Source organism: Gorillibacterium terrae (genome assembly GCF_051594785.1).
In the GTDB taxonomy this organism is placed as follows: Bacteria; Bacillota; Bacilli; order Paenibacillales; family NBRC-103111; genus Gorillibacterium.
Genome location: NZ_JBPPGI010000005.1, coordinates 149,280 through 164,344, shown reverse-complemented (window position 1 = coordinate 164,344; position 15,065 = coordinate 149,280). Strand labels below are relative to the sequence as shown.

9 protein-coding genes are annotated in these 15,065 nt (G+C 60.5%); 6 read left to right on the top strand and 3 right to left on the bottom strand.

Annotated features, from left to right (window positions below; genetic code table 11):
- Positions 1-42: 42 nt before the first annotated feature.
- Together ACSEXS_RS17690 and gltB are read right to left on the bottom strand one after the other, a co-directional pair.
- Positions 43-1,527, bottom strand: a complete 1,485-nt coding sequence (locus ACSEXS_RS17690) for a glutamate synthase subunit beta (protein WP_438434570.1) — start codon at positions 1,525-1,527, stop codon at positions 43-45.
- 17 nt (positions 1,528-1,544) lie between these two features.
- Positions 1,545-6,137, bottom strand: a complete 4,593-nt coding sequence (gene gltB, locus ACSEXS_RS17685; protein WP_438434569.1) for a glutamate synthase large subunit — start codon at positions 6,135-6,137, stop codon at positions 1,545-1,547.
- A 331-nt stretch (positions 6,138-6,468) separates the two neighbouring features.
- On the opposite strand from gltB, the gene ACSEXS_RS17680 reads away from it, so the two are divergent.
- The 4 genes from ACSEXS_RS17680 (at position 6,469) to ACSEXS_RS17665 (ending at position 11,267) form a co-directional block, all read left to right on the top strand.
- Positions 6,469-7,620 carry an MGDG synthase family glycosyltransferase gene (locus ACSEXS_RS17680; RefSeq protein WP_438434568.1) on the top strand — a complete coding sequence of 384 codons (1,152 nt, stop codon included), beginning with the start codon at positions 6,469-6,471 and terminating at the stop codon, positions 7,618-7,620.
- Positions 7,621-7,768: 148 nt separating this feature from the next.
- Positions 7,769-9,067 carry a spore germination protein gene (locus ACSEXS_RS17675; protein WP_438434567.1) on the top strand — a complete coding sequence of 433 codons (1,299 nt, stop codon included), beginning with the start codon at positions 7,769-7,771 and terminating at the stop codon, positions 9,065-9,067.
- Positions 9,064-10,161 (top strand): GerAB/ArcD/ProY family transporter, encoded by a 1,098-nt coding sequence (locus ACSEXS_RS17670; protein ID WP_438434566.1) that lies wholly within the window; start codon positions 9,064-9,066, stop codon positions 10,159-10,161. Before ACSEXS_RS17675 ends, ACSEXS_RS17670 begins: the two co-directional genes overlap by 4 nt.
- Positions 10,158-11,267, top strand: coding sequence for a Ger(x)C family spore germination protein (locus ACSEXS_RS17665; RefSeq protein ID WP_438434565.1), 1,110 nt, complete (start codon positions 10,158-10,160; stop codon positions 11,265-11,267). Before ACSEXS_RS17670 ends, ACSEXS_RS17665 begins: the two co-directional genes overlap by 4 nt.
- Positions 11,268-11,281: 14 nt before the next feature.
- Here ACSEXS_RS17665 and ACSEXS_RS17660 read toward each other — a convergent pair whose 3' ends face one another.
- Entirely contained in the window at positions 11,282-12,253 is a 972-nt protein-coding gene (locus ACSEXS_RS17660) for a YihY/virulence factor BrkB family protein (RefSeq protein WP_438434564.1), read from the bottom strand.
- Positions 12,254-12,506: 253 nt separating this feature from the next.
- On the opposite strand from ACSEXS_RS17660, the gene ACSEXS_RS17655 reads away from it, so the two are divergent.
- On the top strand, positions 12,507-13,685 hold the full coding sequence (locus tag ACSEXS_RS17655; protein ID WP_438434563.1) for an MGDG synthase family glycosyltransferase: 1,179 nt from the start codon (positions 12,507-12,509) through the stop codon (positions 13,683-13,685).
- Between the two features lie 38 nt (positions 13,686-13,723).
- Positions 13,724-15,046, top strand: a complete 1,323-nt coding sequence (locus ACSEXS_RS17650) for a polysaccharide deacetylase family protein (protein ID WP_438434562.1) — start codon at positions 13,724-13,726, stop codon at positions 15,044-15,046.
- Positions 15,047-15,065 lie beyond the last annotated feature (19 nt).

Below are 15,065 nucleotides of genomic sequence, written 5' to 3'. Positions count from 1 at the left end.
CTCTCGCCGGCTGCTCCTTATCGCCCGTGCATGGCTAAGCGCTTAAGGCAGGTTCGAGGCGCCCATCAGGAAGCGGTCGACCTCCCGCGCGGCGGCGCGGCCTTCGTTGATCGCCCACACGACCAGGCTCTGGCCGCGGCGCATGTCGCCGGCGGCGAATACGCCCGGCACGTTCGTCGCGAACTTGCCATAGTCGGCCTTGGCGTTGGTCCGATCGTCCCGCTCGACGCCGAGCTGCTCCAGCACCGGATTCTCCGGGCCGGTAAAGCCCATCGCGAGCAGCACCAGCTGGGCCGGGAGCACGCGCTCGCTGCCGGGAACCTCCACCGGGATCAGGCGGCCGTTCGCATCCTTCTTCCACTCAATTTGCACGGTATGCACCTCGGCCACCCGGCCGTCGGCATCGCCGGCGAATTTGGTGGAGGATACGAGATACTGCCGGGGATCGCTGCCGTATTTGGCGGCCGCTTCCTCCTGGCCGTAATCCATCTTGTACACCTTCGGCCATTCCGGCCAGGGGTTGTTACCAGCCCGTTCAACCGGAGGCTTCGGCATGATCTCGAGCTGGGTCACGCTGCGGCAGCCGTGACGGAGCGAGGTGCCGACGCAGTCGGTGCCGGTATCGCCGCCGCCGATGACGACGACGTCTTTGTCCTTGGCGGAGATATACTCGCCGTCCGCATGGGCGGAATCGAGCAGGCTCTTGGTGTTGCTCTTCAGGAACTCCATTGCCAGGTGAATGCCGCCGAGCTCCCGGCCTTCGATCTTCAGCTCCCGGCCTTGGGTGGCTCCGCCGCACAACACAACAGCGTCATACTCCTCGCGCAGCTGCGAGGCCGGGATGTCTTTGCCGATCTCGGTGCCGGTAATGAACTGCACGCCTTCGGCGGCGAGCAGGTCGACGCGCCGCTGAACGACGGTCTTCTCCAGCTTCATGTTCGGAATGCCGTACATGAGCAGTCCGCCGGCGCGGTCCGCCCGTTCGTAGACGGTCACGCTGTGACCGGCCTTGTTGAGCTGGGCCGCGGCCGCGAGACCGGATGGACCGGAACCGACGACGGCCACCTTCTTGCCGGTGCGGCTCTTCGGCGGCTCGGGGCGGATCCACCCTTCTTCGAAGCCGCGGTCGACAATTGCCCGCTCGATCGTCTTGATCGTCACCGGGTCGCCGTTCAGGCCGACCGTGCAGGACCCCTCGCAGGGGGCCGGGCAGACCCGGCCCGTGAATTCGGGGAAATTGTTGGTCTTGTGCAGGCGCTCCAGCGCCTCCTCCCAACGGTTCCGATAGACGAGATCGTTCCATTCGGGAATGAGGTTGTTGACCGGACAGCCGGAGGCCATGCCGCTGATCAGCTTGCCGGAATGGCAGAAGGGGATGCCGCAGTCCATGCAGCGGGAACCCTGCACCTGCAGGCGTTCCTCGGGAAGCTCTTCGTGAAACTCGTTATAATGGTGGATCCGTGACAGAGGATCGGCGTCTTTCGGGACTTCGCGTTTGTATTCCAGAAATCCGGTTGGCTTTCCCATCGTGTTCCCCTCCTCCGTCAGTTTCCGCTCACACGGCTCGCGTCGCGCATGTTTTCCTCGAAGGCGACCATGATCGCCTGCTCGTTGGATAACCCGGAGTTCTTGCCCTTCTCGATGGCTTCGAACATCCGCTTGTAATCCTTGGGAATGACCTTGACGAAATGGAAGACCTCTTCCTCCCAATTCTCCAGGATGCGCTGGGCGACCGTGCTGCCGGTAAATTTATAATGATTGCGGATCATTGTTCTCAGTTCGTTGACCTCGTAATGCTCGGTGACCTGCTCCAGCAGGATCATTTCCTTGTTGACCTTGGACTCGAAGTCGCCCGCCTTGTTGTAGACGTACGCGACCCCGCCGGACATGCCGGCGGCGAAGTTGCGGCCGGTCTTGCCAAGGACGGCTACCCGTCCGCCGGTCATATACTCGCAGCCGTGGTCGCCCACGCCTTCGACGACGGCGCGCACGCCGCTGTTGCGGACGCAGAAGCGCTCGCCGGCGCGGCCGCGGAAGTAGGCTTCCCCGTCGGTAGCCCCGTAGAGGGCGACGTTGCCGAGGATGATGTTCTCCTCGGGCACGAAGGCCGACAGCTTCGACGGGAAGAGGATGATCTTGCCGCCGGAGAGGCCCTTGCCGACGTAATCGTTGGCGTCGCCCTCCAGGGAAAGGGTGATCCCCTTCGGAACGAAGGCGCCGAAGCTCTGGCCGGCCGAGCCGTTGAAGTGCAGGCGGATCGTATCGTGCGGCAATCCCTCCGCTCCGTACCGGCGCGTAACCTCGCTGCCCAATACGGTGCCAACGACGCGGTTGACGTTCTTGATCGGCATGATCGCATGAACGTGCTCGGCGTTCTCCAGAGCCGGCTTGCACACGGAGAGCAGCTTCGTTACGTCCAGCGACCGATCGAGTCCATGGTCCTGCACCTCGGTGCAGGAACGGCCAACCTCGGCGGGGACGTCCGGCTGATACAAGAGCGGCGTCAAGTCGATGCCCTTGGCCTTCCAGTGGGTGATCGCCTTCTTCGGCTCCAGCACCTCGGTACGGCCGACCATCTCGGCGATGGTGCGGAAGCCGAGCTCGGCCATGATCTCGCGCACTTCCTGGGCGATGAAGGTCATCAGGTTGACCACGTGCTGCGGATCGCCCGCGAACCGCTTGCGCAGCTCGGGGTTCTGGGTGGCGACGCCGACCGGACAGGTGTCCAGGTGGCAGACGCGCATCATCACGCAGCCGAGGCTGATGAGCGGCGTGGTCGCGAAGCCGAATTCCTCGGCGCCGAGCAGCGCCGCCACGACGACGTCGCGGCCGGTCAGCAGCTTGCCGTCGGTCTCGACGGTGATGCGGCTGCGCAGGTTGTTGAGGATCAGCGTCTGATGCGTCTCGGCGAGACCGAGCTCCCACGGCAGACCCGCGTGGCGGATACTCGTCTGCGGCGAAGCGCCGGTGCCGCCCTCGTAGCCGCTGATGAGCACGACGTCGGCCTTGCCCTTGGCGACGCCGGCGGCGATGGTGCCGACGCCGACCTCGGACACCAGCTTGACGCTGATGCGGGCGTTCGGGTTGGCATTCTTGAGATCGTGGATCAGCTCCGCCAAATCCTCGATCGAATAGATATCGTGATGCGGAGGCGGGGAAATGAGGCCTACGCCCGGCGTGACGCCGCGGACCTCGGCGACCCACGGGTACACCTTGCGGCCCGGCAGCTGTCCGCCTTCGCCCGGCTTCGCGCCCTGCGCCATCTTGATCTGGATCTCGTCGGCGTTCACCAGGTAATGGCTCGTGACGCCGAAGCGTCCGCTCGCCACCTGCTTGATCGCGCTGCGGCGCAGGTCCCCGTTCGCGTCCGGCGTAAACCGCTCGGGATGCTCACCGCCCTCGCCCGTATTGCTGCGGCCGCCGATGCGGTTCATCGCGATGGCCAGGGATTCATGCGCTTCCTGGCTGATCGAGCCGAACGACATGGCGCCCGTCTTGAAGCGCTTGAAGATCGATTCGATCGACTCGACCTCGTCGAGCGGAACCGGACGGCGCCCTTCCTTGAACGCCAGCAAGCCGCGCAAGTGGAACTGCTTCTCCGAATCCCGGTTGATGTGCTTTACATAGGTCTTATACATGCCGTAATTGTTGCTGCGCACCGCCGTCTGCAGAGCATGGATCGCTTCCGGGGAATACAGGTGCTCTTCACCGTTCGCCCGGTATTGCAGATCGCCTCCGGCATCCAGCGCCGGGTCCTTGCCTTCCAGCTCGGAGTAAGCGCGGGTGTGGCGCATTTCCACTTCGCGGGCCACCACGTCGAGGCCGATGCCCTCGACGCGCGACGGGGTCCAGGTGAAATACTTATCGATGAAGGCCTTCTTCAAGCCGACGGCTTCGAAAATCTGCGCGCCGCGGTAGCTCTGGATTGTCGAGATGCCCATGCGGGCCAGCACCTTGACGACGCCCTTCGTCACAGCCTTGCTGTAGTTGTAGTAGGCTTTGGCCCGGTCCACCCCGGTCAGGAAGCCGTCCGCGATCATGTCGTCGAGCGTCTCGTAGACGAGGTACGGATAGATGGCGCCTGCGCCGTACCCGATCAGCAGGGCGAAATGGTGCACTTCGCGCGGTTCGCCGGATTCGATGACCAGCCCCACCTTGGTGCGGGTGCCTTGGCGAATCAGGTGGTGATGCAGGCCCGAAGTGGCCAGCAGCGCCGGGATCGGGGCGTGCTCCGCGTCGACGCCCCGGTCGGACAGCACGAGCAGGCTCGCACCGTCGGCAATCGCCCGATCGGCCTCCGCAAACAGCGTCTCCAGCCTGGCTTCCAGCCCGGTCTCGCCCTCGCGGGGATCGTAAATTGTGTGAAGCGTTACCGTCTTAAAGCCCCGGGAGCCGGCGGAACGCAGTCGGGCCATGTCCTTGCCGGTCAGGATCGGCGATTTGATCCGGATCTGCCGACAGCTCTCGGCGGTCGGATCGATCAGGTTGCCTTCCGCTCCGAGCGTCGTCTCCTGGGCGGTGACGATTTCCTCGAAGTTCGCATCGATCGGCGGGTTCGTCACCTGAGCGAACAGCTGCTTGAAGTAGTGATACAGCAGCTGCGGCTTATCGGACAGCACGGCGAGGGGGGCGTCGTTGCCCATCGAGCCGATCGGGTCCACGCCGTTCTTTGCCATCGGCTCGAGGAATTTGCGCAGCGACTCGAAGGTGTAGCCGAAGGCCAGCTGGCGCTTGCGCAGCGGCTCCGCCTCCGCCGGTGCTTCGGCGGCCTCGGGCAGATCGTCGAGCGCGATCAGGTGGCGATCCAGCCATTCCTGGTAAGGCTTCTCCGCCACGATCCGCTCCTTGATCTCCTCGTCGGCCACGATCCGGCCTTCCCGGGTATCGACGAGCAGCATGCGGCCGGGCTGCAGCCGGTCCTTGAACAGAATCCGGTCGGGCGGCAGATCGACGACGCCGACCTCCGACGCGAGGACGATCATGCCATCCGTCGTCACATAGTAGCGGGCCGGGCGCAGCCCGTTGCGGTCGAGCACCGCTCCGATCACCCGCCCGTCGGTGAAGGAGATCGCCGCCGGGCCGTCCCACGGCTCCATCAGGCAGCTGTGGTACTGATAGAAAGCGCGTTTGGCCGGCGTCATCGTCTCGTGCTTCGACCAAGGCTCCGGGATCATCATCATAGCTGCATGCGGCAAGCTTCGTCCGGTGAGGGAGAGGAATTCCAGCACGTTATCGAAAATCTGCGAATCGCTGCCTTCCTCCTCCATGATCGGAAGCAGCTTTTTGAAATCGTCGCCGAACAGGTCGGTTTCGATCAGCGCCTGCCGGGTCCGCATCCAGTTGACGTTTCCGCGCAGGGTGTTGATTTCTCCGTTGTGGATCATATAGCGATAAGGATGAGCGCGTTCCCAGCTGGGGAAGGTGTTGGTGCTGAAACGCGAGTGAACGAGCGCCAGGGCCGAGGCAAGCGCGGGGTCGCCGAGTTCGGTATAATATAGGTAGACTTGTTCCGGAGTGAGCATTCCCTTATAGACAATGGTGCGGCTGGACAGACTGGCGTAGTAGAAGTTCTCCAACCCCTCCAGTTTGTTCGCCGCGTGCTCGGACCGCTTGCGGATGACATACAGCTTGCGTTCAAAAGCCAGCTCATCGCCGCAAGCTTCTTCGCTTGCGCCGATAAACACCTGCATCACATGGGGTTCCCGTTCCTTGGCCGAATCGCCGAGGGTCGAGTTGTCGGTCGGCACTTCTCTCCAGCCCAGAAGCGTCTGGCCTTCCTCGGACACGACGCGCTCGACCAGCTCGCGGCACGTCCCGCGTGCTCCGTCTTCCTGCGGCATGAAGATCATGCCGACTCCGTACCGGCCCGGTTCGGGAAGAGCGACTCCCTGGTCGGCCATGGCCTTCGCCAGGTAGGTGTGCGGGATTTGCATCAGAATGCCGGCACCGTCTCCGGTGTTCGTTTCACTGCCTTGGCCGCCGCGGTGGTCTAGATTGCAGAGCACCTGAAGGGCCTGTCGGACGATGGTATGGGACGGTTTTCCCTCAATGCTTGCCACGAAGCCGATCCCGCAAGCGTCGTGTTCAAACCGAGGGTCGTACAGTCCCTGCTGAGGGAGCAATCCATTCAGTTTCATTCCCGCGCAACCTTTCGTTAGATAGTAGGAAATTAGGACCAAAACCAGAAGCGAGCAAAATATTTATTTCATATTACCATCGGCTATGTCAGATTACAATTTATAATCCGCAAAAGACGAATAAAAAAGAGTTATATACATGGAACCTTCGGGTTTTCACTGATCGGGGGTTTCTGTTCCCGCCGGAGCTCCTCCCCGGGCGAAATTCTTCTTTTGTTCCCGGACCGCTAACATGATATGATGATAGACGGGACTTGTAGAACCCTCGGTACCGGCCGCGCAAGCGGCGTTTTGCGGGAATTTTGGATGGAATAAGGCAAGGTGATGGTTGGTGAGAAAAAAGAGAATCCTTCTGTTGTCCGAGGGATTCGGCTCGGGTCATACTCAAGCGGCGCATGCGATCTCGGTCGGCCTCCGCAGGCATTCCCCCTCGGTCCGCACCCGCGTGCTGGAGCTTGGGGCGTTTCAGCATCCGACTATCGCCCCCTGGATCTTTTCCGCATACCGCAAGACGATCACCTCGAATCCGAAGCTGTTCGGCAAGATTTATAAGAGCAAATACAAAAAAGAACTGAACCGGTTCACCTCGATGGCCCTGCACCGCATCTTCTACAACGCCACGGACGAGATCATCGAGCAGCTGCAGCCGGATATGATTGTGTGTACGCATATGTTTCCGAGCATCGTCGTCTCCCGTCTCAAGCGAGCCGGGCTCCGCGTGCCGCTCGTGACGGTCATCACCGACTACGACGCGCACGGAACCTGGGTCGGCTCGGAGGTCGACCACTACCTGGTGTCGACGCCCGAGGTGAAGGACAAGCTGATGAACAAGGGCGTTCCCGCCGACATCATCTCCGTGACCGGCATGCCCGTTCATCCCGACTTCTGGAAGCCGATGGACCGGGAGCCGCTGCTCGGCGAATTCGGCCTCGCCGACATGCCGACCGTGCTGTTCATGGGCGGCGGCTGGGGCCTGATCAAGGAGGATGAACTGATCTTCCGGGCGAGCCAGTTCCGCGACCGGGTCCAGATGATCTTCTGCCTCGGCAACAACGAGAAGCTGAAGGAGCAGTTGTCCGAGGACCCGCGGTTGATGCATCCCAATATCAAGCTATTGGGGTACACCAAGGAAATCGATAAACTGATGGACGTTTCCGATCTCTTGGTGACCAAGCCGGGCGGGATGACCTGCTCGGAGGGGCTGGCGAAGGGAATTCCCATGCTGTTCTACAACCCCATCCCCGGGCAGGAGGAAGAGAACGCCCAGTACTTCATCGACAATGGATACGGCGTGCTGATCGAATCGCCGGACGATATCGATGCCTGGTTCGGCAAGCTCATCCGCGAGCACCAGAGCTTCCTCGCGAAGCGCAAAGCGCAGCGCGACAACCGCCGGAACACGACCAATCCGGATGTATGCTCGGAAGTGATCCTGAGCTTGCTCGACGGGCAATACATTCAGCACCAGCCGGTTACCGAATAAACCTCCCGCTCTTCCGCCGCGGGAGGTTTTTTGCTGCCTGCCGAGCTATCGGAGCAGGCCCGCCGGCGGAATAATTTACCTCGCCTTCGTTCATACTCCCAGTATGAAACCCTCAGCGAACGACCTCAAAGCCCAGATGGGCAAATCCATGGACCTCAAAGTCCGCGAGCTGGCGCTGGGCGGACGCCGGGCCGAGCTGCTCTATTATTCCTCGCAGATCAGCGAGTCGCTGATTCTCGATTACGTGATGCTGCCCTTCATCCGCTGCGAGGACGAAGCAACGTTCCTGGCGATCCTGAAAATGCGCGGCGGAGAAATCACGGAGCCGAAGGACATTGTCACCAAGCTGCCCCAGGGGTATGCCGCCGTGTTCCTCTCGGAGCAGGCCGTGACCCTGCCGCTGGCCAAAGCGGCGAACCGGGAGCCGCTGGAAACCAATATCGAAAACACGATTCTGGGGTCCAAGTATGCACTGAGCGAGGTATTGGACGAGAGCCTTAACCAAATCCGCTCGCGCTACCCGAACCCCGAACTTATCGCGGAGACGTTTCAGGCGGGAAGCGCCACCAAGCTGGACGGGCTGCTGCTGTTCGACAGCAGCAAGGCCGAGGAAGGGCCGCTGAACGAGGCCCGCCGCCGTCTCAAGCGGCTCCATGTCGACACCGTCACCTCGACGGGCGATCTGATGCTGTTCCTGAACGAGACCCGTTTCTCGCTGTTTCCCAACCTGCTGGTCACGGAACGGGCGGACCGGATTGCCCTCGCTCTCTCGGAGGGCAAGTTCGTCCTGCTCCTGACGGGCTCTCCGAATGCCCTGATCGCGCCGGTCAGCTTCCATGACTTCATGACCTCGCTCGACGATGTCAGCAACCCGTTCTGGCTGTCTTATTCGCTCATTCTGCTGCGCTACGCCTCGCTCGCGATCACCTTGTTCCTGCCGGCTCTGTATATCACCATCGTCTCCTACAACCCGGAGATCTTCCGGATGCAGCTCGCGCTCTCGATCGCCGGCAGCCGGGCTGCCGTGCCGTATCCGTCCTTCTTTGAGGTGCTCATCATGCTGTTCATCATCGAAGCGCTGATCGAGTCCAGCATCCGGCTGCCGCAATACATCGGCGCCACGGCCACCACCGTCGGCGGCTTGATCCTGGGCCAGGCGGCGCAGCAGGCGGGACTGGTCAGCAGCATCATGATTATCGTTACGTCCACCGTCGCGATCGCCAATTTCGTCATTCCGATCAATTCCATGAGCTTCGCCATGCGCTTCGTCAAGTACCCGATGGTGCTCCTGTCGAGCCTCTTCGGCATTCTCGGCATCTCCTACGGGATGTTCCTGTTGCTCGTCGTTCTATGCAGCCTGACCAGCTTCGGCAAGCCTTACCTCAGCCTGCCGCGCCGCTTTATGACCACCCTGAGGTACCCCAGACGGAAGAGGGATGCTTTTTGAATCGACACTATTACGTCGTGCTGATCAAAACCATGAGCATGAATATCATCCTCTTCGTCCCGCATATTCTCATCGCACAGCGCTTCACGGGAGCCATGTCGGCGATCCTGTGGAGCGTTCCGCTGTCTATGGTTCTGCTGTACGGCTTTACCCGGACCCTGAAGCAATTCCCCGAGCAGGGAGCTCCGGAGATCCTGGCCCGCTTGCTGCCCGGCTGGTTCCTGCGCCCCTACCTCGTGCTGTACGGGCTGATGATCTTCTGCGCCGGCCTGTTTGTGGTCGCCGCTTTTTCAACCATTGTCTCCCGGTTCATCTTTCCCCATATGCCCTTCTGGATGATCCCCGTCTCCTTCTGTGCCGTGATCTCCCTGGGGGCCACCCGCTCGACCCGGGCCGTCATTTCGTTCTCGGAAATCATCCTTTACCTCAATATTCCGCTCGTGCTCATCATCCTGAGCAAGGCAATTTTCGGCCGGGATCTGAATGTGGATGAGGTTCGTACCATGTCGGACTATATCCAGGTCCCTCCCCACCCCAAATCGCTTGCCGCGGCCACTTATGTTTTCTCCGGGTATACCAGCATGGGCATCGTCAACCGGCTGCAGAAGAAAGAGAAGAAGAAAGTCCACTATGGGCTCATCGCCGTCTTCGGCTTTCTGATCTTGGCGGTATCCTTCCTGGTACCAATCGGGTTTCACGGTACGAAGGCCGTCAACAATTTCACCTTTGTCTGGATCAGCACTTCCGATTCGATGCGGATGCCTTACGGAGTAGTTGAACGGGTCTTGTTCCTGTTCCTGTTCCTGTACCTCAATCTCTCGCTGATGTTTGCCTCCTTCACCTGGCATGTCGGGGCCGAATTGATCAAATCCGGCGTTCTGCGCGCGAAGCCCGACCCCTTCGTCAACCGCAACGTGGGCGCATCTTGGATCGTCGTCGGCTTTTTTTCGGTCATTACGATTCTATATGCCATCCTGGTCACCTTCCGCAGCACCGTCGGCGTCGTCGTGAATTGGAATTATGTCCGGCTGGGCGCCGAAATTCTGCTCGTCGTCCTCATGACGCTGTCGGCGAGAAAGGGGAAGCGGTTATGACGATGTTCAGGAGAAGAACCCTCGTCTTTCTCGTCCTTGCGGCGATCTTGTTCTGGATCCCCGGCTGCTCCTTCCAAGATATCGACAAGCGGTTCTTCGTCGTCGCCGTCGGACTCGACCATAGGAACGACCCAGCCAAGCCTTACCGGGTCTCGCTTAAGCTGGCCATCCCCTCGTCCCACATCGAGCCCGGGCAGGCCCGCAAATTCCAGCTGCTGACGGAGGATGCGGCTTCCATAGCGGATGCCGTCAGCCTGCTCACATCCCGGGTGGACAAGCACCTCGACTTTAGCCACACCAAGGTATTCATCCTGGGGGAACCGCTGCTGAAAAAGAACGTTCAAGAAGCGCTCGACTGGCTGATCCGGCGTCAGGAGGTTCAGGGCATCGCCTTTTTGGCCGCCGGAGAGCCTGACGCCGAGTCGATTCTGAAGACCAGCCCGCCCTCCGAACGGCTTCCATCCAATTCGCTCAACCTGATCTTCGGCCGGGAAGGAAACAATTCCGCCTACATCATGCCGATGACGGTCGCCGACTTCTACCGGAGAAGCTTGGAGGTCGGCCTGACTCCCTACCTTCCGCTGGTGATTCCTTCTCAAGAAACCTATGTGGTCAACAAGGTCGCGCTGCTGGAACAGAACAAGATCCGCCTCATCCTGGAACCGAAGGAAACGCTCTTCCTCAATCAGCTCACGAGAAAGCGAATGGAGCGACAGTATTCCTTCCAGAACGGCGACGAGCACTACATGCTCGATCTGCGCCGGTTCGGCTATTCCTACACCTTCCGCCAAGGGGTCGACGGCCGGCTTATTCACGCCGCCAAGCTCCATGTCTCGCTGTTCATCGAGCAAAGCACGGGCGGCGGAAACACCCAGGATTGGCCGCGAATCGAGAAGCTGACGGCCCGCCATCTGACCTCCGATTACCTGAACCTGATGCATAAAATCCAAGCATCGGGAACCGACCCGCTCGGCTTCGGCCTGCGTTATCGAGCCGTCCATCACGGCGGCGACCGCGATTATGCGGAATGGGCAAAAAAATACCCCGAGATGGAGTTCACCGTGGAGGCGAAGGTCCATGTACTCGGGGCCGGGGTCGTCAAGTAGAAGAAATCCGCTGTTTATTTGGCCGGAATGCGGGGGTTGCGGTTCCGTTCGTCGTCTTTGGGATAGAGCGGCTTGATCTCGCGCGGCGGCTGATTGGGATCGGATTTCTTTTTCTTGGTCAAGAACGGAATTTGCAGCGAGAACCGTTTGCAGGCGGAGCGGGTCTTGCCATTGCGGTCGAAGTGCAGCGTGGCGTTGATCTCTCCGCCCAGGACGATGATGAGGCTGCTGAGGTACAGCCAGGTGAGCAGGACGATTACGCCGCCCAAGCTGCCGTAGGTCTTGGTATAGTTGCCGAAGTTGTTCACATAGAAGGAGAACAGCAGGGACGTGACAATCCAGCCCACGGTGCTGAACAGAGCGCCGGGCAGGACTTCCTTGAATGTCAGCCGGCAGTTCGGAATATACTTGTACAGAAATACGAAGACAAGCGCCATGACGGCGAGCGGAATCGCGAATTTGCCGATCCCCCAGAGGGTATCGAAGTAATCGGGAACCTGGAAGAAGCGAAAGATCTGCTTGCCGATCCACTCGCCAAACACGAGCAGCACGAAGGTGAGCGCGATGGAAACGGCCAGGGCCAGGGTGAACAGGACGGAGATGCCTTTAACCTTGAAATAACGGCGGGTCTCCTCTTCGTCGTACGCTTTGTTCAGTGCCTTCATGATCGCGTCGACGCCTTTGGAGGCCGACCAGATGGTCGCGATCATCCCGAAGGACAACAGAGTTTGGCTCCTCGACTGCTGAATCTCGATCAGCGTCTTGCGGATCGTTTCATTGGAATTCTGGGGGATGAACCGCTCCAGGCTGCGGAGAATCTCGTCCGGCGACAAGGGCGTGAAGCTGACCAGCGCGACGAGAAAGATCAAAAACGGAAAGATCGCCAGGATCAGGTAGTAGGTCAGCTGAGCGCCCATGGCGGGCACTTCATCCTCCTGGTACCGGCAATACAGATTCTGGGCGAACGTTAGAATCTTGGCTCCCATGCTTCGTCCCGCCTTTCCTTTCGGGCTAACCTTATGGTACCCTTATGTAGTCTTTGCATAGATTCTTAACCTTCCGGCGAAAACGTGAATCCCCTGCAGGCCGGATCGGGCGGCAAAAGCGTTCCTCCGTATCGATAATAATTTGCAGTCGGAAGGAAATATCCATTCATTATCCTAATTATTTGGTTTATTATGAAAGAAGGCGCGCCCCAGGTCCTATCGCCACAATGGCGCCCGAGCGAGGTGGCCCCCGATGACTAAGGGACAAAAGCATCGCATTCTGATCCTGTCCGGCGATTTAGGCGACGGACATGTCCAGGCGGCCGGCGCCATCGCCGAAGCCGCTCGGCAGTATGGGCCCGAAGCGGAAACCGTCCTGATCAACTTCTCCGCCGTGACCCACCCCGTGATGCACCCGGTGGGCCGGTACTTTTATACCAAGTGGGTGACCCGGTTCCCGCTCGTCTACGGCTATCTGTTCCAGAAGACCCGTGGCGAGAACCTGATGTCCCATCTGTTCCGCCGCATGAAGTTCTATACCCTCAGCCGCCTGGAGAAGCTGCTCCGCGAGGTGCGGCCGACGGTCATCGTCACCACCTTCCCGCCCGCGGCGGCCGGCATCTCCATGCTGAAGGAATCGGGCAGGTGCTGGATTCCTGCCGTGACCGTCATTACGGACCATACGGATCACAGCTACTGGCTGCATCCGTTCACGGACCGCTATATCGTCGCCTCCGAGCGGGTGCGGGACGCCCTGCTGAACCACGGCATCGAGGAAGCGCAGATCGCCGTCACCGGCATTCCGATCCGGCCGGAATTCGGAATGAGCCAGGACCGAATGAAGCTGCGGGACAAGCTGGGCCTTGACCGCGATCGTCCGGTCGTGCTCCTGATGGGAGGCGGACTCGGCATGATCGCCAAGGAAAGCTCCTCCCTGCTCGAATCCGGCGGAATCGCTGTGGACGCTCAGTTCGTCCTCATCTGCGGCCGCAACCGCAAGCTCCGGGAGAAGCTGACCCGCAAGCTCGCCGGTTCTCCCCATTCCATCGTCATGACCGGCTTCGTGGGCAACGTCCACGAATGGATGGCGGCGGCGGACCTGCTCGTAACCAAGCCGGGCGGGCTGACAACCGCCGAAGCCGTCGCCACCGGTCTGCCCATGCTGCTGTATAAGCCGCTGCCCGGACAGGAAACCGACAACTCCGCATTCCTGCGCGAAGCGGGGGTAGCGGTCGAAGCCGGCGACGAGGAAGAGCTGGCGGGCCTGCTCAACACCCTGCTGCAAAGCCCTGAACAGCTCGCCGCGTTCCGCAGGCAGGCAATGGCCTGCCGCCGGGAGCATGCCGCCAACGAGGCCCTGTTGTCCATTCTGGAAACCGATGCGGCCAGCCAGCCGCGCAAGCTCAGCGACGCTCTGTACGCCAGAGCCTGAATCCTATCGTCCGTTCATCAAGGAGGATCGAAAGCGCCATGAAAGAAAAACTGATTTGGGGGATTCTGATCTTTGTCGCCATTTACATGCTGGTCCCCTGGATCCTGACGAGAATGCTCAGCGTCGGCGTGATTCGCCGCGGAGGCAAGGGCCAGCTGGCCCTGACCTTCGACGACGGCCCCGACCCGAAGTATACGCCGAAGCTGCTCGATTTGCTCAAGGAAAACGGCATACGGGCCACCTTCTTCGTGCTCGGCTCCAAGGCGGAGCAGCATCCCGAGCTCATCCGCCGCATGCATGAGGAAGGCCATCTGATCGGCATCCACAATTACACCCACTTTTCCAACTGGGTCATGACCCCATGGCGGGTCAAGCGGCGGCATGTCGACCGTTCCGCCGCCATCGTCGAAGGCATCACCGGCGTGCGTCCGATCTATTACCGGCCGCCCTGGGGAATCATCAACCTGTTCGATTACGGGCTGCGCAAGGATTACAAGATCGTCATCTGGTCGCTCATGCCGCATGACTGGAACAACTCGGTCGGTACGGAGCTGCTCAAGCGGCGGCTGCTCGACGAAGTGCAGGACGGCTCGGTGGTACTCCTGCACGACAGCGGCGAGACGCTCGGCGCAGACGACGACGCTCCGACCTACATGCTGGAGGCCCTCACCGATGTGATCGGACAGTACAAGGCCCTCGGCTATTCGTTCGTCCGGGTCGACGGGCTGACACCCGCCCCTTCGGCGGCAAGACGGATGCTGGTCAAGCTTTGGATGGGCTGGGAACGGGCTTTTATTCGCTTGTTTCACGTGAAGCCGGTCGATCCGGACAACACCTTCCTGCAGATCCGCCTTCGCGAGTACACCGACAGCACACCGATCACGCTGGAGGACGGAGAGGTATTCGCCAAGGGCGACCAAATTCTTGAGCTTCATTTAAACAATGACACGCTCCTGGAGCTGGGACGCACGAGCCGCAATTCCACCCATCTGGCGATCCAAATGATCAAGCGGATGCGGGCTCTGCTTCCGCAGATCACCCATTTGATCGAACACGATCCGGATTACCGGAACGTCAAGGGTCTATACGGGATTACGCTCATCAACCGAGGGCCTCAGCAATTGGGCTTCACCGTGCTCGATCTGCCGAAAGGCCCGTTTACCTTGATCACCAAGCTCTACCTGAAGCTGCTGATGTACGTGGTCCATCCGAAGGGCAAGGAGCGCCTCAAGACCAAGGCGGAGCTCCTGGTGCCCAAGATCATCGCGATTTCCGTCAAGGAATTGGAGAATCGTTACGCCAGCGTTTCCCTGCCTTATTCGTCATCCTGCACACCCGAAACCGCCCCCCTGACCCTCTAAGGGCCGGGCGGGCGGTTTC